The following is a 24,007-nucleotide window of genomic DNA, read 5'->3' on the forward strand; positions in this document are numbered from 1 at the left end:
TTAGTCACCTCCCTCGTCATCAATAGGATAATTCTTTAAGAAATAAATTAAAGTTTGAAGTTCAACCGCCAGATCAATATGATGAATACGGATTCGATCAGGTAAAGATAATCGGACAGGTGTGAAGTTAAGTACGCCAGTCACTCCCGTTCGGAGGAGCTGGTCTGCCACTTTTTGGGCCGCCTCTTGTGGAACGGTAAGAATAGCGACTTGAATATCGTCCAAGTTATCCGTTTTTAACTGATCGACATGACGGATGGGTGTTCCGCCTATTAAGGTCCCAACTTTATTATAATCGGTATCATAAGCGACTACAATTTTAGAATTGTTATTTTTCAAAAAATTATATTTGAGTAGGGCTGTTCCTAAGTTTCCAACCCCAATCAGCATTACCTTTGTCAGCTCGTCCTGGTCAAGCTTTCCACGAAGAAAGGTTAAAAGTCTTTCTACATTGTAGCCATAGCCCTTCTTCCCCAGGGCACCAAGGTAAGAAAGATCACGGCGAATGGTTGCCGAATCAATCTTGACCAGTTCACTTAACTCCGAAGATGAAATCCGCCGTCTCCCCGACTCAGACAAATGCTGCAAAAACCGATAATAAAGCGGCAGGCGCTTTGCGGTTGCCTGAGGAATTTTCTCTTGTACCATGTTCTACCTCCCGGCAATTTAATTGGTTTCTCTCTGATAATCGCCGCTTTTTCCCCCTGATTTACTTTGAAGATAAGTCGGACCAATCACCATGCTTTTATCAAGTGCTTTACACATGTCATAAATTGTAAGGGCCGCTGTGGTTGCAGCCGTAAGGGCCTCCATTTCCACACCCGTTGCCCCCTTGTTTTTCACAGTCGCTTCAATCCGGAGTAAATATGCCTCCTTGTCATCCCAATAAAAGAAAAGATCGACCCCTGAAAGCATCAGCGGGTGACACATTGGGATAATCTGTGAGGTGTTCTTCGCTGCCATAATCCCCGCCACCTGTGCAACCGCAAGGACATCCCCTTTTTTGATCGTGCCTTGATTGATTGCTTCATAAATCTCTTGATTCACCTGAATACTTGAGCACGCCACCGCCATACGGCGCGTTTCTTCTTTATCAGAGACATCGACCATTTTGGCCCGTCCCTGTTCATTTATATGCGTTAAATCCGACACTTTTTCCTCTTCCTCTCAACTATATCACGAGTCCCTTGGTCTGTCTTTTCCAATGGCAAGACCAAAGGGTGCTGAAAAAATTTAAATAATTTGGATGCCTTAGACGGCTAGCCTGCACCCAGTAGCATGAGCTTAGATGCAAGTTCCCCGGCGCAAGTCAACACGTAAAAGCCTCTGCATCAATCCGCTCTCAGCAACCATCTGTGCTTATAACCTTTTGCCGAAAGAATGAGGTTATAAGAACTCCTATACGTTTGGCCTTCTTCTATTAAACATTTGTCTATCCACTTACGACAACTTATTGTGCTTATAACCTTTTTTCAAAAGAATGAGGTTATAAGCAAGCCTGCACGAAGCTACCTTCAAGCAAAAGTTATCTATTCAATTTATGTAATTGGCCGCTGCCCCTACGTCTACATGCAAATGCTTCGATGTAAGCTTCCTCGGGGCAATCCCGCACGGCGCTAAGCTTTGAAGATAACTCACAGAGGAACTTCAAGTAGAAGGATTGCCATGGGATTAAAGAATCGGCTAAACTAGTAGAAGCTAGGGGTGATTCCTTTGATTCTATTACAAACTCATCAATTAACAAAATCTTTTGGAACTGATCTTATTTTATCGAATATACACATTGAAGTCCAAACAGGCGAACGCGTGGCTTTGGTCGGGAGAAATGGAAGTGGGAAATCAACACTTCTGAAAATCATCGCTGGACAAATGTCTTATGATTCCGGCCAAATCATGATCCCAAAGGAAACAAGTATTGGTTATCTTGAGCAAAACATGCGCCTGGATTCTAAAAAAACTTTAATGGACGAGCTCAGAGACGCCTTTAAAGAGGTCATCCAGCTTGAACACGAACTTCGCGAACTGGAGTTCAAAATGGCCGAGCCGCTGCCACAAGAAGCGTTTGACCAATTGATGAAGACTTACGACCAAAAACAAACCTATTTTCAAAATAGAGGTGGCTATACGTACCAAGCAGAAATTAACAGTGTTCTGAATGGATTGGGCTTTGGAGATTTTCCTGAGGATACTAAGGTGCACATGCTTTCTGGAGGACAGAAAACTCGCCTCTCACTCGGTCGCCTGCTTTTAACCAAGCCGGATCTCTTAATACTGGACGAGCCGACCAACCACTTGGACATTGATACTTTAACATGGCTGGAAAATTATCTTCAGCATTATCCAGGTGCTATTCTTATTGTCTCACACGACCGTTATTTTCTCGATAAAATCGTTGGAAAGGTCTTTGAGATTTCGAACCATTCCGCCACCAAGTATCACGGCAACTACTCAGCTTATCTGAACCAAAAGGCTCTAGACTTCGAAAGAGACATGCAAGCTTTTGAAAAGCAGCAAAAGGAAGTCGCGAAACTAGAGGACTTTGTTCAGCGTAATATTGCGAGGGCCTCGACAACAAAACGGGCTCAAAGCCGCCGGAAACAGTTGGAGAAGATTACGCTATTGGATCGACCTGGTCAAGAGAAATCAGCTGCTTTTTCATTCCAAATTGAAAAGCAAAGCGGAAATGATGTCCTAATGGTCCAAGATTTGGCGATTGGCTATCCCGACCAACCTGAACCGCTTTCCGCTGGCTTTTCCTTTCAGCTTCATAAGACCGAAAGCGTTGCCTTAGTGGGGCCAAACGGGATCGGAAAGTCAACTCTGTTAAAAACGATTGTGGGCTACTTATCTCAAAAAGCTGGAAACTTCACCTTAGGAACCAATGTGTCGATTGGCTATTATGATCAAGAGCAAGCAACCTTATCTTCTAATAAAACCGTTTTAGCCGAACTTTGGGACGCCTTTCCACTATTACCGGAGAAAGATATTCGCACAGTGCTAGGACAGTTTCTTTTTTCAGGTGAAGATGTTCTGAAAACAACCGGACAGTTAAGCGGTGGAGAAAAAGCACGTGTCGCACTTGCCAAGCTCATGCTTCAAAAAAATAACTTCCTTATTTTGGACGAGCCCACTAACCACCTTGATTTGGACAGTAAAGAAGTGCTGGAAAACGCCCTAATTGACTACCCTGGTACATTGCTCTTCGTCTCCCATGACCGTTATTTTATCAACCGGATTGCGACCCGTATTTTGGAGCTCTCCCACGATGGTCTGACGGATTATCTTGGTGATTATGATTACTACATTGAAAAGAAAGCAGAAATGCAAGAGCGCGAGGCATTAGAGCTGCAAGAAGCGAAAGGCTTAACAACTTCTGCCAAACAACAAGCTCAAGCCCCCTCTTACGAAAAAGATAAAGAACGCAAACGCAGAATGCGCCAATTAGAGCGAGCCATTGAGCAAAGCGAAGCGCACATCCACACCCTAGAAGGCGAGATTGAAACCTATGAGAATCAACTCACCCTTCCAGAGATCTACACGGACCATGAAAAAGCAAACGAAATTCACCAACAACTAGAAGCCGCCCGAGAAGCATTAGACAAAGAAATGGAAAATTGGGAAGCCCTCCAACTAGAGCAAGAAGATGAATAAAAACATGGTGCTTACAAACGTGAGCACCATGTTTTTTAATACTTGGGGGTTGAGGCTCCTGCGCCTAGGTCGAGCTTTTTGGGTTTCTCCCAAACTGGGGACTGCGCTGGTCGAGCTTCTCCGATTTTTCGCGCACCTTCTCGGATTTTTTGGTGACCTTCTTGGATGTTTTTCAAACTTTCTTGGATTTTTGACTGACCTTTTGGGATTCCGCCAAAACTGGGGACTGCTCTGGTCAAGCTTCTCCGATTTTTCGCGTACCTTCTTGGATTTTTGGGTGACCTTCTTGGATTTTTTTCATACCTTCTTGGATTTTTAGTCAACCTTTTGGGATTTCTCCAAAACCGGGGACTGCGCTGGTCGAGCTTCTCCGGTTTTTCGCGCACCTTCTTGGATTTTTGGGTGACCTTCTTGGATGTTTTTCATACCTTCTCGGATTTTTAACCGACCTTTTGGGATTCCGCCAAAACTTGGGACTGCTCTGGGTGAGCTTCTCCGATTTTTCGCGTACCTTCTTGGATTTTTGACTAACCTTCTATGATGTTTTTCAAACCTTCTCGGATTTTTGACTGACCTTCTATGATGTTTTTCAAACCTTCTCGGATTTTTGACTGACCTTTTGGGATTCCACCAAAACTGGGGACTGCTCTGGTCAAGCTTCTCCGATTTTTCGCGCACCTTCTCGGATTTTTTGGTGACCTTCTTGGATTTTTTTCAAACCTTCTTGGATTTTTGACTGACCTTTTGGGATTCCGCCAAAACTGGGGACTGCGCTGGTCAAGCTTCTCCGATTTTTCGCGCACCTTCTCGGATTTTTTGGTGACCTTCTTGGATGTTTTTCAAACCTTCTTGGATTTTTGACTGACCTTTTGGGATTCCGCCAAAACTGGGGACTGCGCTGGTCGAGCTTCTCCAATTTTTCGCGCACCTTCTTGGATTTTTGGGTGACCTTCTTGGATGTTTTTCATACCTTCTTGGATTTTTAGCCAACCTTTTAGGATTTCTCCATAACCGGGGACTGCTCTGGTCAAGCTTCTCCGATTTTTCGCGTACCTTCTTGGATTTTTGGGTGACCTTCTTGGATTTTTTTCATACCTTTTTGGATTTTTAACCGACCTTTTGGGATTTCTCCCAAACTGGGGACTGCTCTGGTCGAGCTTCTCCGATTTTTCGCGTACCTTCTTGGATTTTTGGGTGACCTTCTTGGATTTTTGACTAACCTTCTGGGATTTCTGGTCAAGCTTCTATGATCTCTTCCCAACTTGGGTTTGTGCTGGCCGAGCTTCTCATCTTAACAGTAGAGTTATCCACAAACAATTAACATTATCCACATTTTCTCTGAAACAATAGAAGCCGCTCCAATGTTAGTAAGTAATTAGTTTCCAGGGCTCCTAGTCTATCTGATTTAGAGTTTTTATCCACAATCTGTGTATAACCACTGTTAATTCTGTGGATTATTTTAATATCCAGACTTTCGTTGGTTTAGGTGCTATTTTTCGCCAAATTTCGCTGTGAATAAAGAATGGTTATCCACAGACTTATACACATATCCCCTATTCAACTTTCACACGGCTATCAGGGGGGACTTGACTCCTTTTTCAAATCTTTATAGAAATGGATCCGCTCCACATCGTGACATTCGATGAAATGACCCATCCTTTGATAAAAAACGAATTCTTATTCATGTCTTGGCCAATTGTTGAGCAGATCTAGCTTGCGGCCCCAGCCTCTAGCCGCTTTAGCATCCTTTCAAGCAAGACCCCATCTCCGGCCAGGATTGTTTAATTGACATCCTAACCCCCCGCTTAGTGATGGGAATCAGGCCACTAGTAACAAGCCTCCCTCCTTGAGTACTCTAACTAGAAAAAGGCAGTTGAAATAAACTTCATCGCAAATAGCAGTTATATCCGAGCTCTGAAGAAATCCCTCTACTATTAACTCTTTTGTCTTTGTCCTCATAGGCCTTTGAAATGAGCAAGATGATCAGCCTTTTGATTGCTCTTACCTTTTTACCGCTTTCCAAATCGTCCATCGGTCCTTTTCTATAATTGGTTTTAGACCGGCTTCTTTTACATTATCCACAATGAGACTGACAAGCTCACCTAATTCTTCATTAGATAAATCATAAAGGATCGAGCGTCCTGTTCTGTTTAACAAGTCTTCTTCTAACTCCTCGATATTTTCGTAAGTCTTTCTCACTTCCCAAAGCTTATGCACTCCCTCCACTTGAAATCCCGTTGCCTCAAGAGCATGAACAACTGTTTCAAGATCATATCTTCTTTTAATCTCTTTTTCTTTGAGTTTTGGAAAAGCGGAGAAAAAGTACCCTCTTAAGTGGGCAGGGCTACCTTCTAATAGACAATCTTCAGGGGTGCGATCTTGAATGAGACAAACTCCTCCTGGCTTTAATAAACGATGGGCCTCTTTAAAACAAGCTTCTAAATCCGTTATGTGATGAATGAGGGCTCTTTCAAGAAGAGTATCAAATTGGTTACTTTCAAGCTTTGTATCAAGAGCATTGCCTTCACAGAACTCCACTTGTGGATAGCCGACACTTGTTTCACGTGCAGTTGTTAAGATGGGTAATGAGAAATCCACCCCTTTAACGATGGCCGCCCCCATATCGGCAAAAGCTCTTGTGTAAATCCCGCCGCCGCAGCCAATATCTATGATGTACTGACCTTCTGGATTTACAAGCTCTTTGACTTTAGCCAGCCAGTTTGGATCTGCTGTTCTTAAAGCATAAGTCATACGATTATTTTCATTATGAAAATCGATGGCCATCTCGCCCACATCCTTTTAAAGTATCTTTCTATTCCATTCTATTCTCCTCGATTTATAAGTAAATTCTATTTTATTTATCATCTTCGTTTCAATTATCTTATTAAGAGAAACTGCCTTACCTTAAAGGCCCCTCATGACCTACAACATTCTTGGCTCATATCCAGAGATCTCCACCAGCCTCTTCAAACTGCCAGTAAAACCCTAAGATGGGCTAAACGATGTTTTTTTATGTCTAATAAAAAGTCTGCTAGAAGGATGACAAAAGACACTCACCGAAAAAAGTGAGTGTCCTTTATCTATAATCTAGGTTAACTAGAATTTTATTAAAGTGTCGTTTCGTTATAACAATTTTGCGTTAGGGCCACACCATTTATAAAGTATTAAATCCTTCTAACGATAGACCTGGGTTAGCATTAAGGGCTAAACCCGCCCGGTGACCTTTTATAAAGCCAATGGTTCCAGCTGCTGCGATCATCGCCGCGTTATCGGTACATAGTTTTAAAGGCGGAACAATGCAGGGAATGCCCTCGTCCTGACACATGTGGTTTAATGCTTCACGCAACCCGCTGTTCGCGGCTACGCCACCTGCAAGCAGCACTTGATTGACGCGATACGTTCTGGCCGCCTGCCGCGTCTTTTCTACCAAAACATCGACAACACTCGCTTGAAAGCTTGCGGCCACATCCTCTGGAGCATAGTGCTCGCCTCGCTGTGCTGCGTTATGCAAAGTATTGATAACCGCTGATTTCAGACCGCTAAAGCTGAAGTCAAAGGACCCCTCTTCTAGCCACGCCCTTGGGAAGTCAAGAATGTCGGAGCCTTCTTGAGCGAGCCGATCCATTTGCGGACCACCTGGATAAGGCAAATCCAGAGTCCGAGCTACTTTATCGTAAGCCTCTCCTGCCGCATCGTCGCGCGTCTCCCCAATAACCATATAATGGCCGTGCTCTTTCATGTAGATCAGCTCCGTATGACCTCCTGAGACAATAAGCGCAAGTAAAGGGAATTTCATTTCTGAAATAAGACGGTTGGCATAGATATGACCTGCAATATGATGAACCGGGATAAGCGGCAGCTGATGGGCGAAGGCAAGTGCCTTTGCCGCATGAACCCCAACCAAGAGTGCCCCAACAAGACCAGGTCCTTGAGTCACTGCAATCCCATCTAAATCAGCCCAGGTGACATCCGCTTCCTTCATCGCTTCCTCAATGACTAACGTGATCTGTTCCACATGATGGCGTGACGCAATTTCCGGTACGACACCGCCAAAGCGCTTATGACTTTCAATTTGTGACGCGACAACATTCGAACGGATCTCACAGCCATTAGCTACTACAGATGCCGCTGTTTCGTCACAGCTTGTTTCAATTCCTAATATCAACGTTTCTTTTTCCTGTTCATTCATAAAGTCACCCACATGACATATGCATCTTCATTATTATCAGTATAATAGTTTTTTCGTATTCCGCCGCGCTGAAAGCCCAGCTTTTCATAGAGATTCTGAGCAACAGTATTGCTTACCCGAACTTCAAGGCTCATTCGTGTTGCCTGCTTCAGCCTGGCGAGCTCCATCGCCGTCCTCAAGAGGGCTTCACCAATCTTTCTGCCTCGGTAGTCCGGTAATACGGCAATATTGGTTATGTTCGCATCATCAATCACAACCCAACAGCCAATATAGCCTAACAGCTGTCCTGCCTCTTCCGCAACAAAATAAGTCGCAAATTGATTGTGAAGAACTTCATTGACGAATGCGGATCTGGACCAAGGTGTCGCAAAGCAGGCCGTTTCAATCTTGTGGACCCCATCGACATCCTCTAACGTCATCACCCGAAGCTCGACATCCCCGCTCAATTCAAAGTCTTCTTTTGATTGGCTTGCCATTTCGCCTCTGCCTCCGCCATCTGTAAATATTCTGGTACAAATTGATGAACCATCTCCTCAGGTGAAAGAGCGGCGCCAACCCGGGCGAGCTCAGCCGGCCTCGGAATGGTTAAGGAGGGTGGTGCAAACACAGCCTGTTCTCCTAGAGCGGATCGGATCCGGCTTTCAAACGCCGACAGATCTTGTCCAACAAATAATATCGCTTCATTTCTATTTTTTAGAGAAAGTAACCATTCATCAACACTGACAATGGCGTCTTGGATAACCGGATTCAAGTGGCTCTCCCCCTCCTTATACAAGCCAGCATAGACACGGTCCCGGCGCGCATCAAAGAAAGGCGCCACCATCCCAGTGAAAAAAGTGCCGTTTTGCGCTAGAACCTGCAAAGTGGAGACTCCCACCAACTCTTTTTTTAACGTCCATGCCAATGTCTTGGCAACCGTTACTCCCATTCGAACGCCCGTATAAGACCCTGGCCCTTTTGCAACAGCAATTCTGTCTAAATCTTGAGGAGAAAGCTCGACTTCACTGAGCACACGCTCAATCGCCGGCATTAAACGAACCGAGTGATTCAATTTTAGGTTCGTCGTGTATTCCGCAAGCAATTTCCTATCTTCCATGACCGCCACTCCCATAACAGTAGTGGACGAATCAATCGCTAAAATTTTCATCGATTCAACTCCTGACACAACGTCTGCATTCTCTCTCCATGAGGAATGAGCGTTATCTGCCGCAACTCATCATCGAGTCTTTCCATTCTGATTTCTAACCGCTCGGAAGGAAGCTGTGATTCGATCTGACTCGGCCATTCAACAACCGTAATACCGTCGCCATAGAAATAGTCGTCAAAGCCCAGATCTTCCCCGCTTTCTTCATCTAGACGATAGACATCCATATGATAAAGAGGCAACTGAGTTCCCTGATATTCCTTGATAATTGTAAACGTGGGGCTGTTTACCATGCGCTGAACACCCAGCCCCTTAGCAAGACCTTTTGTAAAGGTCGTTTTGCCCGCTCCTAAGCCGCCTTCTAAAGTCAAAACCATGCCTGGCTTCAGCAAGCTTGAAAGCTCCTCTGCTAACTTCATCGTCTCTTCAGTTGAAGCCGTTGTTCTTTCAATCATGGTAATCCCTCACTGCTTTTTATATCTCTTAAGCTTTTTTAGAAGCTTTTAAAATAGCTTCTTCAAAAGCTTGAATAATATCTTTTTCATCTTCAATTCCAACCGATATCCGAATAACATTTTGATTAATTCCTAGCTTATCACAAAGCTCCTTCGGCAGCGCACGATGTGAGGTTGTTGTTGAGTGACTGACCGTTGTCTCTACCCCTGCAAGTGAGGCAATAATTTTGACCCAAGATAAGGATTTAAAAAATAGACTTAGATCCACAAACTGATCATTCAACTCAATCGTGACAATGGCGCTTTGGCCCTTCCCATTAATTAATTCAGGATAGTAAACGTGCTTAATCTCTTGACGTGTTTTTAGATAGGCAGCAAGACTTGCCGCATTACTGACTTGTCTCTCCATCCGCACACTCAATGTTTTGAGTCCACGGCTAGCAAGCCATGCTTCAAATGGGCTGAGAGTAGTTCCAAGATGGACACCTTTTGTCTTTGCTTTTTCAACCAAATCAGCACGACCGACAACAACTCCAGCTGTTACATCACTATGTCCACCAATATACTTAGTCGCACTGTGAACAACAAGGTCAGCCCCTTGTAAAAAGGGTTGCCGTAAATAAGGTGAGGCAAACGTGTTATCAATGATCGTGACTAATTGATGAGCCTTTGCCAGCGCTGCTAGTCCAGCAATATTTTCCACGCGAAGTAAAGGGTTCGTGATGGATTCAGAAAAAAGAAGTTTTGTATTAGGCTGAGTCGCCTTCTCCACCTCATTCAGATTGGAAAAATCGACCAGGGTAGATTGAATCCCAAAATCACTTAATTCTTCAGTGATCAGCTGGTAAGTGCCTCCGTACAAATCCCAGCAGGCCACCAAGTGATCGCCCGGTTTTAATACGGCTAAAAAGGCGATTAAGATCGCGGACATCCCAGAAGAAGTCGCAACACCAGCTTTCGCCCCTTCGATTTCTGCTACCGCTCTTCCTAACTCATTTGTATTCGGATTGTCAATTCTGGAGTATAAATAGCGCTTGTCTCCTGTATAAAAGGATTCCAATTCCTCTAAACTTTTACTTTGAAAGGCAGATGTCTGATAAATCGGTGTTGTCTTTGAACCATTATCGATTTGATCGTCTTTTGATATATGTACAACACGCGTATTAAATTCAACCATCCCTAACACCTCACCCTTTTACATGTTAGTTTTATTATATCAATTCACCTTAAAAAAGCCTATTTAAGATCATTCGGATTTAACACCTGATTCGCGAGTATTTTTTGAAAGTTATAAATTATCATACCTAATTCTCGGTATTTCGTTTATAATAATTTAGGAAATCGAAATAATAGTTATCTCTGAGAGGAGAGTCTGATTATGCAACAAGTAAAAGCAGGTCGCTATAAAAGAGATGAAGTTCCCGTCGAATTGACATGGAAATTAGAGGATCTATTTCCTGATGAACAAGCCTGGGAGTCAGAGCTTAACCAAATTGAACAAGACTTATCTACGGTCACAAAGTTTAAAGGGAGACTAGGTGAAAGTGCGGACACGTTACTTTCTTGTATTTTAGCTTATGAAGCCCTTTTAGAACGCTTTGTAAGAGCCGGTACCTACGCCAATCTTCGCTCTTCAGAGGATGGGTCTAATCCCGTGAATCAGGCCAATTCCTCAAAAGTGGCGTCATTGAATGCAAAGCTGGATGCTTCCCTATCCTTTATTTCCTCTGAGCTATTAGAACTTGAGGAATCATTAATCGAACAATACATACTTGATAATTCTGAATTAGAAACGTATCGCAAGTTCTTATTTGACTTAATAGCTACAAAACCTTATAAGCTTTCTCCTGAAACAGAGGAGGCACTCGCTGCCCTAGGTGAGGTTCACTCTGCGCCATACAGAATTTACGGATTAGGAAAATCATCCGATATGCAATTCAATTCGATAGAAACTGGGAATGGGGAAGAACTTCCTGTATCCTTTGCGCTTTACGAGGACGTTTATGAATTTTCCCCAGACACAGCCGTCCGCAGAAAAGCCTATGATTCATTCGTTTCGACTCTAAAACAATATAAAAATACGTTTGCTGGAACCTTTGCTGCAGAGGTCAAAAAACAGGTCGCTTTATCTCAAATTCGCGGCTATGAATCGGTCACTCACAAGCTCCTTCACCCACAACAGATCTCCTTGGACATGTACCATAACCAGCTGGATGTCATTCAGAAAGAACTTGCTCCTCATATGAGACGTTTTGCTAAGCTCAAACAGCGCGAGCTCGGCTTAGATAAAATGATGTTCTGTGACCTTAAAGCTCCACTTGATCCCGACTTTAATCCGAAAACCACTTTCGAAGAAGCTTCTGAAGTGATTTTAAAAGCACTTGAAGTCATGGGACCGGAATATAGTGCGGCTATGAAAAAAGCCCTCACTGAGAGATGGGTAGACTTAGCTGACAATGTGGGCAAATCAACCGGCGCTTTCTGTTCAAGCCCATACGGTTCTCATCCTTATATTTTGATTACTTGGGGAGACACCATGCGCAGCGCATTTGTCCTTGCCCATGAACTTGGTCATGCTGGCCACTTCTACCTGGCAAATAGTCACCAAACCTTATTCAACACTCGTCCATCCATGTATTTCATTGAAGCACCCTCAACTATGAATGAACGACTCTTAGCTCAACATTTGCTTTCAACAACTACGGATACTCGCATGAGACGCTGGGTCATTACCCAGCAATTAGCCACTTATTATCATAATTTTGTCACACACCTGCTTGAGGGCGAATTACAGCGCCGCATTTTCAATCTCGCTGAAAAAGGAACGCCTATTACAGCTAATTTACTCTCTGATCAGAAAACGGATATCTTAACTTTCTTCTGGGGAGATGCTGTCGAAATAGACGAAGGTGCCGGCCTGACTTGGATGCGCCAGCCGCACTATTATATGGGCCTTTATCCTTACACCTATTCAGCTGGTCTCACGGTTTCAACCGCCGTTTCAGAAATGATCCAAAAAGAAGGACAGCCTGCTGTCGAGCGTTGGCTAGACGTTCTAAAATTAGGTGGAACCAAAAAGCCTGAGGAACTCATCCGCCAAGCAGGACTCGATATGACCTCACCAGAACCAATTAAGAAAGCCGTCGCCTACGTCGGCTCCCTCATTGACGAACTAGAGAAGAGCTATGAATAATTAAAAGGAAAGGGCTCCCCCTTTCCTTTTAATTATTTACAATCACGAAGTAAGACTTTACTTACAGATTGCTATACTCTATAAAGCGTTAATCCCGCAAAACTAGAATAATGACGTCCATAGGCTGATAGCTTTAGAAGTTCGGATTCATCATCAACCCATGTCACAAGCTTCGATAGCCATCACCTGACCCCACATCGAGAGGATTCTCAACCAAACAACCGCTAAGTGATCCATAGCGGTTGTTTGAGTTTTTAGTTGTAATAAACTAGGATAGACTTATGTATTGGATTACCCGTTTTTCTTTTTCTGCTCTCTCGCTGCTTTTTTTCTTGCCTTTTTACTCAAGCTAGACTCCATTGAAAATTCCGTATCACTAGCACTCTGAGTTTTTTTACGATTGGCCATTTTGACCTCCCTTTTCCACTTTTCTCCATCTTCTTTTGGTCACCATTTCGCTCGCTGAAACCCTGCACCTAGTCATTACAACCTTAAAGTTATAATAGCCAAGTATTTCTAAAGTAATCCCTTTAGATATGCTCTCATGTGTCCTGTTGCGAGCCTGCTGCGTGAGGATTCCTCTTGATTTGTTTTGTTCTAACGGACATACAGTCCATTACAGGCCGATTTTTGGTGTTTTTATTAGTGTAACAGACACTCAGTCCGTTACAGACACATTTTGCCTCTTACATGGGCCGATTTAGTCCTCTAATGGACTCAGTGTCCGTTAGATTTCTAGGAACTCCATTTTTGCCCTTCTATAAACGCGAAAAAGGAGAACTGCTTAACGCAATTCTCCTTTTTTCAGTTGCCCGGCGGCGTTCTACTCTTGCAGGGGGAAGCCCCCAACTACCATCGACGCTGAAGAGCTTAACGGCCGTGTTCGGGATGGGAACGGGTGTGACCTCTTCGCCATAACCACCGGACAAAGTATTCAATTGAAGGATCATACCTTCAAAACTAGATAGGAAGTCAAACAAACAATAATTTAAGGTTAAGCCCTCGATCGATTAGTATCCGTCAGCTCCATGCGTTGCCGCACTTCCACCTCGGACCTATCTACCTCATCATCTCTAAGGGATCTTACTGACTTAAAGTCATGGGAAATCTCATCTTGAGGGGGGCTTCATGCTTAGATGCTTTCAGCACTTATCCCGTCCACACATAGCTACCCAGCGGTGCTCCTGGCGGAACAACTGGGACACCAGCGGTGTGTCCATCCCGGTCCTCTCGTACTAAGGACAGCTCCTCTCAAATTTCCAACGCCCGCGACGGATAGGGACCGAACTGTCTCACGACGTTCTGAACCCAGCTCGCGTACCGCTTTAATGGGCGAACAGCCCAACCCTTGGGACCCACTTCAGCCCCAGGATGCGATGAGCCGACATCGAGGTGCCAAACCTCCCCGTCGATGTGGACTCTTGGGGGAGATAAGCCTGTTATCCCCAGGGTAGCTTTTATCCGTTGAGCGATGGCCCTTCCATGCGGCGCCACCGGATCACTAAGCCCGACTTTCGTCCCTGCTCGACTTGTAGGTCTCGCAGTCAAGCTCCCTTGTGCCTTTACACTCTGCGAATGATTTCCAACCATTCTGAGGGAACCTTTGGGCGCCTCCGTTACTCTTTAGGAGGCGACCGCCCCAGTCAAACTGCCCACCTGACACTGTCTCCGAACCGGATCACGGTCCCGGGTTAGAATGTCCATACCGAAAGGGTAGTATTCCACCGACGCCTCCACCGAACCTGGCGGTCCGGCTTCAAAGGCTCCTACCTATCCTATACAATCGATACAGACATCCAATATCAAGCTGCAGTAAAGCTCCATGGGGTCTTTCCGTCCTGTCGCGGGTAACCTGCATCTTCACAGGTACTATAATTTCACCGGGTCTCTCGTTGAGACAGTATCCAAGTCGTTGCACCTTTCGTGCGGGTCGGAACTTACCCGACAAGGAATTTCGCTACCTTAGGACCGTTATAGTTACGGCCGCCGTTTACTGGGGCTTAAATTCAGAGCTTCTCCTAAAAGGATAACCCCTCCTCTTAACCTTCCAGCACCGGGCAGGTGTCAGCCCCTATACATCACCTTTCGGTTTAGCAGAGACCTGTGTTTTTGCTAAACAGTCGCTTGGATCTTTTCACTGCGGCTCAGCAGGGCTATTCACCCCGCCAAGCACCCCTTCTCCCGAAGTTACGGGGTCATTTTGCCGAGTTCCTTAACGAGAGTTCTCCCGAGCGTCTTAGGATTCTCTCCTCGCCTACCTGTGTCGGTTTGGGGTACGGGCACCTTGAGACTCGCTAGAGGCTTTTCTTGGCAGTGTAAGCACGGGCACTTCGGTACTAAAATTCCCTCCCCATCACAGCTCAGCCTTACGAAGGCGGGATTTGCCTCACCTTCAGCCTTACTGCTTGGACGCGCATATCCATCAGCGCGCTTGCCTTGCCTTCCTGCGTCCCCCCATTGCTCAAACGTCTCCTGGTGGTACAGGAATATCAACCTGTTGTCCATCGCCTACGCCTTCCGGCCTCGGCTTAGGTCCCGACTAACCCTGAGCGGACGAACCTTCCTCAGGAACCCTTAGGCTTTCGACGGAGGGGATTCTCACCCCTCTTTTCGTTACTCATACCGGCATTCTCACTTCTAAGCGCTCCAGCAAACCTTCCAGTTTACCTTCTCTGCCCTTAGAACGCTCCCCTACCATCCCATTGGGATCCATAGCTTCGGTGATACGTTTAGCCCCGTTACATTTTCGGCGCAGCGCCACTCGACCAGTGAGCTATTACGCACTCTTTAAATGGTGGCTGCTTCTAAGCCAACATCCTGGTTGTCTGGGCAACGCCACATCCTTTGCCACTTAACGTATACTTGGGGACCTTAGCTGATGGTCTGGGCTGTTTCCCTCTCGACGACGGATCTTATCACTCGCCGTCTGACTCCCGAGGATGAGTCCTTGGCATTCGGAGTTTGACTGAACTCGGTAACCCTGTGGGGGCCCCTCACTCAATCAGTGCTCTACCTCCAAGTCTCTTCCCTCGAGGCTAGCCCTAAAGCTATTTCGGGGAGAACCAGCTATCTCCGAGTTCGATTGGCATTTCACCCCTACCCACACCTCATCCCCGCACTTTTCAACGTGCGTGGGTTCGGGCCTCCATTCAGTGTTACCTGAACTTCACCCTGGACATGGGTAGATCACACGGTTTCGGGTCTACAACCTTAAACTATCGCCCTATTCAGACTCGCTTTCGCTCTGGCTCCGTCTCTTCAACTTAACCTTGCTTAAGATCGTAACTCGCCGGTCCATTCTACAAAAGGTACGCCGTCATCCATAAAAGGACTTCGACTACTTGTAAGCACACGGTTTCAGGATCTCTTTCACTCCCCTTCCGGGGTGCTTTTCACCTTTCCCTCACGGTACTGGTTCACTATCGGTCACTAGGGAGTATTTAGCCTTGGGAGATGGTCCTCCCGGATTCCGACGGGGTTTCACGTGTCCCGCCGTACTCAGGATCCACTCAGGTTGGGGGTCTGTTTCGACTACAGGGCTGTTACCTTCTCTGGCCGGCCTTTCCAAACCGGTTCGTCTACAGCTCCCCTTCCGGGATGAGTGTCCTACAACCCCAAGAGGCAAGCCTCTTGGTTTGGGCTGTTCCCGTTTCGCTCGCCACTACTAAGGGAATCGCATTTGCTTTCTCTTCCTCTGGGTACTTAGATGTTTCAGTTCCCCAGGTCTGCCTTCCATACCCTATGTATTCAGGTAAGGATACTGCCCGTTCAGGGCAGTGGGTTTCCCCATTCGGAAATCTCCGGATCAAAGCCTACTTACAGCTCCCCGAAGCATATCGGTGTTCGTTCCGTCCTTCATCGGCTCCTAGTGCCAAGGCATCCACCGTGCGCTCTTATTCGCTTAACCTTGTTATAATTAATGTCTTGTTTGCACTTCATTATCCAGTTTTCAAGGGACGATTTCGAGTGTTCACACACTCAAAACCAAACAAATAACCAAAAGCACCTAACGCTAAGAATCGTTTCCTTAGAAAGGAGGTGATCCAGCCGCACCTTCCGATACGGCTACCTTGTTACGACTTCACCCCAATCATCTGTCCCACCTTCGGCGGCTGGTTCCTTACGGTTACCTCACCGACTTCGGGTGTTACAAACTCTCGTGGTGTGACGGGCGGTGTGTACAAGGCCCGGGAACGTATTCACCGCGGCATGCTGATCCGCGATTACTAGCAATTCCGGCTTCATGCAGGCGAGTTGCAGCCTGCAATCCGAACTGAGAGTGGCTTTATGGGATTCGCTCGACCTCGCGGTTTCGCTGCCCTTTGTACCACCCATTGTAGCACGTGTGTAGCCCAGGTCATAAGGGGCATGATGATTTGACGTCATCCCCACCTTCCTCCGGTTTGTCACCGGCAGTCACCTTAGAGTGCCCAACTGAATGCTGGCAACTAAGATCAAGGGTTGCGCTCGTTGCGGGACTTAACCCAACATCTCACGACACGAGCTGACGACAACCATGCACCACCTGTCACTCTGTCCCCCGAAGGGGAAAGCCCTATCTCTAGGGTGGTCAGAGGATGTCAAGACCTGGTAAGGTTCTTCGCGTTGCTTCGAATTAAACCACATGCTCCACTGCTTGTGCGGGCCCCCGTCAATTCCTTTGAGTTTCAGCCTTGCGGCCGTACTCCCCAGGCGGAGTGCTTAATGTGTTAACGTCAGCACTGAAGGGTGGCCCCTCCAACACCTAGCACTCATCGTTTACGGCGTGGACTACCAGGGTATCTAATCCTGTTTGCTCCCCACGCTTTCGCGCCTCAGCGTCAGTTACAGACCAGAGAGCCGCTTTCGCCACTGGTGTTCCTCCACATATCTACGCATTTCACCGCTACACGTGGAATTCCACTCTCCTCTTCTGCACTCAAGCTCCCCAGTTTCCAATGACCCTCCACGGTTGAGCCGTGGGCTTTCACATCAGACTTAAGAAGCCGCCTGCGCGCGCTTTACGCCCAATAATTCCGGACAACGCTTGCCCCCTACGTATTACCGCGGCTGCTGGCACGTAGTTAGCCGGGGCTTTCTGGTCAGATACCGTCAAGGCGATAGCATTTCCTCTATCACTTGTTCTTCTCTGACAACAGAGCTTTACGATCCGAAGACCTTCATCGCTCACGCGGCGTTGCTCGGTCAGACTTTCGTCCATTGCCGAAGATTCCCTACTGCTGCCTCCCGTAGGAGTCTGGGCCGTGTCTCAGTCCCAGTGTGGCCGATCACCCTCTCAGGTCGGCTACGCATCGTCGCCTTGGTAGGCTATTACCCCACCAACTAGCTAATGCGCCGCGGGCCCATCTGTAAGTGATGGCAGGACCATCTTTTACATTGACACCATGCAGTGTCAACGATTATCCGGTATTAGCTCCGGTTTCCCGAAGTTATCCCAGTCTTACAGGCAGGTTGCCCACGTGTTACTCACCCGTCCGCCGCTCGATCCACAACCATCACCCCGAAGGGATCTGGAAGTTTCACGCGCTCGACTTGCATGTATTAGGCACGCCGCCAGCGTTCGTCCTGAGCCAGGATCAAACTCTCAAAAAAGTGCAGTTAAAGCACTGCTGGCTTTTGCCGAGAACAGATCTCTTCTAAAAAGAGGTCTGTTCTCCTTAAAAAATATGTTCGTTTGATTCCTAGCGTTAAACTCAAAGTATGACTTTGACTGGCGCTTTTGGTTTTTGTTTAGTTTTCAATGTGCGAATAACCCACTATGAAACATTTAAAACAACATTTCATATAATGGTGGGCCTGAGTGGACTCGAACCACCGACCTCACGCTTATCAGGCGTGCGCTCTAACCAGCTGAGCTACAGGCCCATTAAATTAATAAATGGAGCGGGTGATGGGAATCGAACCCACGACCAGAGCTTGGAAGGCTCTTGTTTTACCACTAAACTACACCCGCATTATTATGGCGCGCCCTGGAGAACTCGAATCCCCAACCTTCTGATCCGTAGTCAGACGCTCTATCCAATTGAGCTAAGGGCGCATATTTATTTATGGTGCGGTCGAGAGGACTCGAACCTCCACGGGGTCTCCCCCACTAGCCCCTCAAGCTAGCGCGTCTGCCATTCCGCCACGACCGCATAAGCAGCACGATTAACACTTGAATATATTTAATAAAATGGTGAGCCATGAAGGATTCGAACCTTCGACCCTCTGATTAAAAGTCAGATGCTCTACCGACTGAGCTAATGGCTCGCAATGGCTGGCCCACCTGGATTCGAACCAGGGCATGACGGAATCAAAATCCGTTGCCTTACCGCTTGGCTATGGGCCAACAAATGGCGGACCCGACCGGGATCGAACCGGCGATCTCCTGCGTGACAGGCAGGCATGTTAACCGCTACACCACGGGTCCAATATGAATAAGTAAATGGTGACCCCTACGGGATTCGAACCCGTGTTACCGCCGTGAAAGGGCGGTGTCTTAACCGCTTGACCAAGGGGCCGTATATCATTGTACTACATGGCGGAGAAGGTGGGATTTGAACCCACGCACGGTTTAACCCGTCTACTCCCTTAGCAGGGGAGCCCCTTTAGCCACTTGGGTACTTCTCCATAAATGGCTCCGCAGGTAGGACTCGAACCTACGACCGATCGGTTAACAGCCGATTGCTCTACCACTGAGCTACTGCGGAATAATTTTAATAAATCGTAATTATTCTTAAATTTCAGTGTGGCCCCTGTCCCTTCCTCTTCTCGCTCAAACTAAGAAGCGTTATGCGTCGGGACAACTCGCAGTCTATTCTAAGAAGTAAACCTCGTCACTGAGCTACTGCGGAATAATTTTAATAAATCGTAATTATTCTTAAATTTCAGTGTGGTTCCTGTCCCTTCCTCTTCTCGCTCAAACTAAGAAGCGTTATGCGTCGGGACAACTCGCAGTCTATTCTAAGAAGTAAACCTCGTCACTGAGCTACTGCGGAATAATTTTTAATAAATCGTAATTATTCTTAAATTTCAGTGTGGTTCCTGTCCCTTCCTCTTCTCGCTCAAACTAAGAAGCGTTATGCGTCGGGACAACTCGCAGTCTATCTAAGAAGTAAACCTCGTCACTGAGCTACTGCGGAATAATTTTAATAAATCGTAATTATTCTTGAATTTCAGTGTGGTTCCTGTCCCTTCCTCTTCTCGCTCAAACCAAGAAGCGTTATGCGTCGGGACAACTCGCAGTCTATTCTAAGAAGCAAACCTCGTCACTGAGCTACCGCGGAATAATTTTAATAAATCGTAATTATTCTTAAATTTCAGCGTGGTTCCTGTCCCTTCCTCTTCTCGTTCAAACTAAGAAGCGTTATGTATCAGGACAACCAGTTAATCATTTAAGGCAGCGGTTTTTACCGTTAAACTTTAAATGCTTTTTGTTAGTTAATCAGTCTGTCTCTCGACAGCGACATGTTATATAATAACACGTCCGCTTTTTCGTGTCAACATCTTTTTCAAAAACTTTTTTTCAAGGTGTTTGTTCTTATGAACAAGCCCTCTTGATGCGACTTTTATAATTTAACACACCACCAGTTAATTCGTCAACACTTTTTTTGGACATTATTTAACAAGCCAGGATCATCCTTGCTAGCAAAGGGAAATTTACTCATTTGTAGTCCATAACTATAGCGTTTAGCGCGGTTTGCCTCCACTCATCCAACGCCTCTTATCTCATAAGACTGTTCTTATTAACATTCTTGCACTAAACTCGCTAGAAACGCTTGTCTCCCCTGTTTTATTTAACCTTTATAGAAAGAGATACTCAATGGTGATTCAGATGAATCATAGCTCAAGTCTGATAGATCAAGGTTATGATCATCTGATTCATTCCCATCTTGATCCTAATCCTCTTTTGAATTCGAGCGGCAATGACAACTTCATCACCATCAGAGATACGGAATCAACTTAACTCCCATATGCCTATCCATTTATTATTAATATGTCTAGAAGTATAAGCTTTCATTCACACTCATTGACTCAAATGATCAAAGGGCATTCCTTTACCTCTTATTTAGATGTGTCCCCTCTACTTGTTCTCTGAGTCAGGCATCCTCATTGACGCTACATTTCTGACGTTTTCAGCTTGATTGATCGGCCTCTTCCCTTCTTAATTTAGATTGAAGCTTTAGTCTGCCTCCGCATTTCCCGCACCTATAACGCTTCACATCCATTTGTCTCTTTCTAGGATAAGGCTGGGCACAGGATTTACAGGTATACAAGTATATCCATTTTGATTGGCGTCGGCTGCCAGGAACAGATTGACAGTAACGGCTTCCTCCAACCTGCTTTAGCAACGTCTTAAATTCTATATCTTGATGTTTATACCCTCTTCCTTCTATATGAAGGTGGTAATGGCAGAGCTCATGCTTAACTATTTTAATAAACTCTTCCATTCCAAAGAGCTCCAGTTGCTTGGGGTTAAATTCGAGGTTATGTGTACGTAAAAGGTACCGCCCTCCTGTAGTACGGAGTCTTGAATTAAATGTAGCTTGATGAAGGAACGGCTTATTAAATGATTGCTTGGATACCGTCTCAACCAATACCTGCAAGTCTTTTTGTTGCATGACTTCTCTCCTTTTTTGCACAATCCGTAAAACCTTAACATACATTATAAAAAAGTGGGCACACCGCATTATCTAAAGGAGGTTCCATCCATGCCCGCCTGGCTAATCAACCAACTTAGAAACGCTTATTTTAAAAAAGATCGCCATAAAGTGAAACTGCTCAATCAATGCTGGTTTTTTTACCAGGACAAAATGGATCATACCAATTAAAAGTCGAGTTATACTTTTCCTTAATTGCTTTAGCGAACTATTACTTAAAGTCATCATAATAGGACTTCTTCTAAGCTTCTTTTCTTGCTGGTTTTCAAACACCACTTGAAAGATCTCTATGAGCAGTTTCTGCGAATTAACTTCATGCTGACTTACTTGGAACCCCACTTCTTTTAATCCGGGAGTTCTAAGCATCTAACGACAAGATGTTCAAGTCTTTAGATTTTGAGCATGGCTTTTCTTAAAGAATAAAAAGAAATGGACCTTATTAGAAGACGGTTAGTCTCTTATAAGGTCCATTTTATAATAACTTGTTAGCCATGGGAATGGATTCGTTTTATACGGATACTTTTTCTGTTAATGGAAGCATAGAAAGGGCAATCCTTCCTTTATTCACATCAACTTGGTCAACCCAAACCGTCACAATTTGACCTACATGAACGACATCAAGCGGGTGTTTCACATAGCGATTGGCAAGCTTGGAGATGTGAACTAATCCATCTTGTTTTACTCCGATATCAACAAAGGCCCCGAAGTCCACCACGTTGCGGACAGTCCCTTCAAGCTTCATGCCGGGTTTTAAATCATTTAAATCTAAGACATCCGTCCGAAGTAGCGGCTTGGCAATATCATCACGCGGGTCTCTGCCTGGACGAATAAGCGAGTCAATAATATCCTTTAATGTCATTTCACCGACATTAAGAGCTTCTGCCTCTTCTTGAATATCTAGTGTCTGTAATTTTTCTTTGACAGCCTCAGTTCCAATATCCGCTAATTTTAAGCCCGCACGATTAAGCAATTTTTCCGTTGTTTCATAGCTTTCCGGGTGGATCGGTGTTCGGTCAAGCGGATGCTTACCATCTAAAATTCGCAAAAAGCCGGCGCACTGTTCATACGCCTTTGCCCCAAGACGCGGTACTTTAAGGAGGGCATCACGTGATTGGAACTTCCCTTTCTCTTCGCGCATTTTCACAATATTCTGCGCGACTGATTTAGATAGGCCTGATACATATTGCAGCAAAGAAGGTGATGCGGTATTCACATTCACGCCTACACGGTTAACCGCTGTTTCGACAACAAAGGTAAGGGAATCGCTGAGTGCCTTTTGTGACACATCATGCTGATATTGCCCTACTCCGACCGACTTAGGATCAATTTTAACTAATTCAGCCAATGGGTCTTGAAGGCGGCGTGCAATCGATACCGCGCTCCGTTGTTCGACTTGAAAGTCAGGAAATTCCTCTCTCGCAAGTGCTGAGGCTGAGTATACGCTAGCTCCCGCCTCATTCACAATGAGGTAATGCAAGTTGCGATCTTCAACTTCCTTAATCGTATCTGCTATAAATTGCTCTGTTTCACGAGAGGCTGTCCCGTTTCCAATCGCAATCATTTCAATCTCATATTTTTCGATCAGTGCTTTTACTTTCTTTTTCGCTCCGTCAATATCCGATTTAGGAGGGGTTGGGTAAATCACATCAATCGCTAAAACTTTCCCCGTCTCATCCACCACTGCAAGTTTACAGCCTGTCCGATAAGCAGGGTCGACACCCAAAACCACTGCGCCGCGCATTGGGGGCTGCATCAGCAAATGACTTAGATTTTCCGAAAAAATATGAATGGCCTGTTCATCCGCTTTTTCTGAGAGAAGTTGGCGAACTTCTCTTTCAATTGAAGGAGCAATTAAACGTTTATAGGCATCTTGAATGGTGACTTTCATTAACTCAGCTGCCGGCACATCCTGATTCTTTATAAACCGTCTCCCAAGCCGCCTCAGGATCTCCTCTTCGGGTGCTTCTATGGAAACCTTTAATACATCTTCCTTTTCGCCTCGATTGATGGCTAGTGTGCGGTGAGGGACGATGTTCTTCACCTTTTCTTGATACTCATAGTACATCCCATAGACTTCTTTTTCATCTTCCGCATTTTTCTTTTTCTCAGTGAGTAGTATCCCGTCGTTAATCGTGAGCTCACGGATCCACTTTCGACTATCGGCATCGTCTGCAATTTGTTCAGCAATGATATCACTTGCTCCTTGTAAGGCGTCCTCTGCTGTTAAAACCTCTTTTTCTTCAGATATGTATTTAGCTGCTTCTGTCTCAAGGGCACTAGCAGGAAATGTTCGTATCCAATCAGCCAAAAGCTCGAGTCCTTTTTCTTTGGCCGCAGTTGCACGGGTTCGACGCTTTTGCTTATAAGGGCGGTACAGATCCTCCACCTCTTGAAGCCTTGTTGCAATCATGATTTTCTCAGATAGGTCGGCAGTTAGTTTCCCTTGCTCTTCAATCAGACGAATGACTTCTTCTTTGCGTTTATGAAGCTGTACCGCATAATGCCATTTCTCATAGATGGTGTTAATCTGTACCTCGTCTAAGCCGCCAGTCATTTCTTTTCTATACCGGGCTATGAACGGAATCGTATTATCTTCCTCTATCAAATGAATAACATTTTGAATTTGATCTTTTCTAAAATGAAGCTCTTTCACAAGATCTTGTATGAATTGCTCTTGGTTCTCTTTCTCAACCGTCATCACACAGCCTCCTTCATTATTACTTATTTAGTTTATCA

General features: G+C 45.4%; 15 protein-coding genes, 10 tRNA genes and 3 rRNA genes. 5 read left to right on the forward strand and 23 right to left on the reverse strand.

Translation table 11 applies throughout. From position 1 onward, the window contains the following. Both PU629_RS20785 and moaC read right to left on the reverse strand, forming a co-directional pair. Positions 1-648 carry a redox-sensing transcriptional repressor Rex gene (locus PU629_RS20785; RefSeq protein WP_275281934.1) on the reverse strand — a complete coding sequence of 216 codons (648 nt, stop codon included), beginning with the start codon at positions 646-648 and terminating at the stop codon, positions 1-3. An 18-nt stretch (positions 649-666) separates the two neighbouring features. Next, a complete protein-coding gene (gene moaC / locus PU629_RS20790; RefSeq protein WP_275281935.1) occupies positions 667-1,152 on the reverse strand; it encodes a cyclic pyranopterin monophosphate synthase MoaC in 486 nt (161 codons plus the stop codon). A 561-nt stretch (positions 1,153-1,713) separates the two neighbouring features. On the opposite strand from moaC, the gene PU629_RS20795 reads away from it, so the two are divergent. Next, positions 1,714-3,651, forward strand: a complete 1,938-nt coding sequence (locus tag PU629_RS20795) for an ABC transporter ATP-binding protein (RefSeq protein WP_275281936.1) — start codon at positions 1,714-1,716, stop codon at positions 3,649-3,651. Next, the gene (locus PU629_RS20800; protein ID WP_275281937.1) at positions 3,644-3,970 is read left to right on the forward strand and encodes a hypothetical protein; all 327 of its coding nucleotides are present in this window, start codon (positions 3,644-3,646) and stop codon (positions 3,968-3,970) included. The genes PU629_RS20795 and PU629_RS20800 overlap by 8 nt, the downstream gene beginning before the upstream one ends. A 1,682-nt stretch (positions 3,971-5,652) precedes the next feature. Here the strand turns inward: PU629_RS20800 and PU629_RS20805 are convergent. The 6 genes from PU629_RS20805 to PU629_RS20830 form a co-directional block, all read right to left on the reverse strand. Continuing rightward, positions 5,653-6,435 carry a methyltransferase domain-containing protein gene (locus PU629_RS20805; RefSeq protein WP_275281938.1) on the reverse strand — a complete coding sequence of 261 codons (783 nt, stop codon included), beginning with the start codon at positions 6,433-6,435 and terminating at the stop codon, positions 5,653-5,655. 370 nt (positions 6,436-6,805) lie between these two features. After that, positions 6,806-7,840 carry a tRNA (adenosine(37)-N6)-threonylcarbamoyltransferase complex transferase subunit TsaD gene (gene tsaD / locus PU629_RS20810; protein ID WP_275281939.1) on the reverse strand — a complete coding sequence of 345 codons (1,035 nt, stop codon included), beginning with the start codon at positions 7,838-7,840 and terminating at the stop codon, positions 6,806-6,808. Then, entirely contained in the window at positions 7,837-8,316 is a 480-nt protein-coding gene (gene rimI / locus PU629_RS20815; RefSeq protein ID WP_275281940.1) for a ribosomal protein S18-alanine N-acetyltransferase, read from the reverse strand. Before rimI ends, tsaD begins: the two co-directional genes overlap by 4 nt. Beyond that, positions 8,283-8,987: a tRNA (adenosine(37)-N6)-threonylcarbamoyltransferase complex dimerization subunit type 1 TsaB gene (gene tsaB / locus PU629_RS20820; RefSeq protein ID WP_275281941.1), complete on the reverse strand. Its 705-nt coding sequence runs from the start codon at positions 8,985-8,987 to the stop codon at positions 8,283-8,285. Before tsaB ends, rimI begins: the two co-directional genes overlap by 34 nt. Continuing rightward, the gene (tsaE, locus tag PU629_RS20825) at positions 8,984-9,445 is read right to left on the reverse strand and encodes a tRNA (adenosine(37)-N6)-threonylcarbamoyltransferase complex ATPase subunit type 1 TsaE (protein ID WP_275284508.1); all 462 of its coding nucleotides are present in this window, start codon (positions 9,443-9,445) and stop codon (positions 8,984-8,986) included. The genes tsaB and tsaE overlap by 4 nt, the downstream gene beginning before the upstream one ends. A gap of 22 nt (positions 9,446-9,467) precedes the next feature. Next, entirely contained in the window at positions 9,468-10,616 is a 1,149-nt protein-coding gene (locus tag PU629_RS20830; protein WP_275281942.1) for a trans-sulfuration enzyme family protein, read from the reverse strand. 201 nt (positions 10,617-10,817) lie between these two features. Here PU629_RS20830 and pepF point away from each other — a divergent pair, with 201 nt between their 5' ends. Continuing rightward, positions 10,818-12,632, forward strand: a complete 1,815-nt coding sequence (gene pepF, locus PU629_RS20835; RefSeq protein WP_275281943.1) for an oligoendopeptidase F — start codon at positions 10,818-10,820, stop codon at positions 12,630-12,632. 810 nt (positions 12,633-13,442) lie between these two features. On the opposite strand, the gene rrf is transcribed toward pepF, so the two are convergent. The 13 genes from rrf to PU629_RS20900 all read right to left on the reverse strand — a co-directional run bounded on the left by rrf (position 13,443) and on the right by PU629_RS20900 (position 19,321). Continuing rightward, a 5S ribosomal RNA gene (gene rrf / locus PU629_RS20840) occupies positions 13,443-13,558 on the reverse strand. 64 nt (positions 13,559-13,622) lie between these two features. After that, positions 13,623-16,539, reverse strand: a 23S ribosomal RNA gene (locus PU629_RS20845). A 124-nt stretch (positions 16,540-16,663) separates the two neighbouring features. Continuing rightward, positions 16,664-18,224 (reverse strand): 16S ribosomal RNA (locus tag PU629_RS20850). The 16S, 23S and 5S rRNA genes sit together here with 10 tRNA genes alongside, the layout of an rRNA operon. 196 nt (positions 18,225-18,420) lie before the next feature. After that, positions 18,421-18,497 (reverse strand) — tRNA-Ile (locus PU629_RS20855). A 14-nt stretch (positions 18,498-18,511) separates the two neighbouring features. Continuing rightward, positions 18,512-18,585: transfer RNA gene (locus PU629_RS20860), tRNA-Gly, on the reverse strand. Between the two features lie 7 nt (positions 18,586-18,592). Next, positions 18,593-18,669 (reverse strand) — tRNA-Arg (locus PU629_RS20865). 11 nt (positions 18,670-18,680) lie between these two features. Then, positions 18,681-18,766 (reverse strand) — tRNA-Leu (locus tag PU629_RS20870). Between the two features lie 39 nt (positions 18,767-18,805). Next, positions 18,806-18,881, reverse strand: a tRNA-Lys gene (locus PU629_RS20875). 4 nt (positions 18,882-18,885) lie between these two features. Further along, a tRNA-Gln gene (locus tag PU629_RS20880) sits at positions 18,886-18,960 on the reverse strand. Positions 18,961-18,965: 5 nt separating this feature from the next. Next, positions 18,966-19,041: transfer RNA gene (locus tag PU629_RS20885), tRNA-Asp, on the reverse strand. A 16-nt stretch (positions 19,042-19,057) separates the two neighbouring features. Beyond that, positions 19,058-19,132: transfer RNA gene (locus PU629_RS20890), tRNA-Glu, on the reverse strand. Between the two features lie 18 nt (positions 19,133-19,150). Beyond that, positions 19,151-19,241, reverse strand: a tRNA-Ser gene (locus tag PU629_RS20895). Between the two features lie 5 nt (positions 19,242-19,246). Further along, positions 19,247-19,321: transfer RNA gene (locus PU629_RS20900), tRNA-Asn, on the reverse strand. Positions 19,322-20,433: 1,112 nt separating this feature from the next. Between PU629_RS20900 and PU629_RS20905 the strand changes: the two genes are divergently transcribed. Further along, positions 20,434-20,577, forward strand: coding sequence for a hypothetical protein (locus tag PU629_RS20905; protein WP_275281944.1), 144 nt, complete (start codon positions 20,434-20,436; stop codon positions 20,575-20,577). A gap of 169 nt (positions 20,578-20,746) precedes the next feature. Here the strand turns inward: PU629_RS20905 and PU629_RS20910 are convergent, their stop codons facing one another. Then, complete coding sequence (locus PU629_RS20910) at positions 20,747-21,232, reverse strand: SprT family protein (protein ID WP_275281945.1); 486 nt, start codon at positions 21,230-21,232, stop codon at positions 20,747-20,749. 90 nt (positions 21,233-21,322) lie between these two features. Between PU629_RS20910 and cmpA the strand changes: the two genes are divergently transcribed. Then, positions 21,323-21,442: a cortex morphogenetic protein CmpA gene (gene cmpA / locus PU629_RS20915; protein WP_275281946.1), complete on the forward strand. Its 120-nt coding sequence runs from the start codon at positions 21,323-21,325 to the stop codon at positions 21,440-21,442. Positions 21,443-21,779: 337 nt separating this feature from the next. On the opposite strand, the gene PU629_RS20920 is transcribed toward cmpA, so the two are convergent. After that, on the reverse strand, positions 21,780-23,969 hold the full coding sequence (locus PU629_RS20920) for a Tex family protein (protein WP_275281947.1): 2,190 nt from the start codon (positions 23,967-23,969) through the stop codon (positions 21,780-21,782). Positions 23,970-24,007: the final 38 nt, after the last annotated feature.

This window comes from Pullulanibacillus sp. KACC 23026, from assembly GCF_029094525.1.
GTDB lineage: Bacteria > Bacillota > Bacilli > Bacillales > Sporolactobacillaceae > KACC-23026.

Excerpts from the sequence above, each read along its gene's own strand:
- PU629_RS20800 (WP_275281937.1), top strand. The coding sequence starts at position 3,644 with ATGAATAAAAACATGGTGCTTACAAACGTGAGCACCATGTTTTTTAAT.
- cmpA (WP_275281946.1), top strand. The coding sequence starts at position 21,323 with ATGCCCGCCTGGCTAATCAACCAACTTAGAAACGCTTATTTTAAAAAA.
- PU629_RS20910 (WP_275281945.1), bottom strand. The coding sequence starts at position 21,232 with ATGCAACAAAAAGACTTGCAGGTATTGGTTGAGACGGTATCCAAGCAA.
- PU629_RS20805 (WP_275281938.1), bottom strand. The coding sequence starts at position 6,435 with ATGGCCATCGATTTTCATAATGAAAATAATCGTATGACTTATGCTTTA.
- PU629_RS20920 (WP_275281947.1), bottom strand. The coding sequence starts at position 23,969 with ATGACGGTTGAGAAAGAGAACCAAGAGCAATTCATACAAGATCTTGTG.
- PU629_RS20830 (WP_275281942.1), bottom strand. The coding sequence starts at position 10,616 with ATGGTTGAATTTAATACGCGTGTTGTACATATATCAAAAGACGATCAA.
- tsaD (WP_275281939.1), bottom strand. The coding sequence starts at position 7,840 with ATGAATGAACAGGAAAAAGAAACGTTGATATTAGGAATTGAAACAAGC.
- PU629_RS20785 (WP_275281934.1), bottom strand. The coding sequence starts at position 648 with ATGGTACAAGAGAAAATTCCTCAGGCAACCGCAAAGCGCCTGCCGCTT.
- pepF (WP_275281943.1), top strand. The coding sequence starts at position 10,818 with ATGCAACAAGTAAAAGCAGGTCGCTATAAAAGAGATGAAGTTCCCGTC.
- PU629_RS20905 (WP_275281944.1), top strand. The coding sequence starts at position 20,434 with ATGGTGATTCAGATGAATCATAGCTCAAGTCTGATAGATCAAGGTTAT.
- rimI (WP_275281940.1), bottom strand. The coding sequence starts at position 8,316 with ATGGCAAGCCAATCAAAAGAAGACTTTGAATTGAGCGGGGATGTCGAG.
- tsaB (WP_275281941.1), bottom strand. The coding sequence starts at position 8,987 with ATGAAAATTTTAGCGATTGATTCGTCCACTACTGTTATGGGAGTGGCG.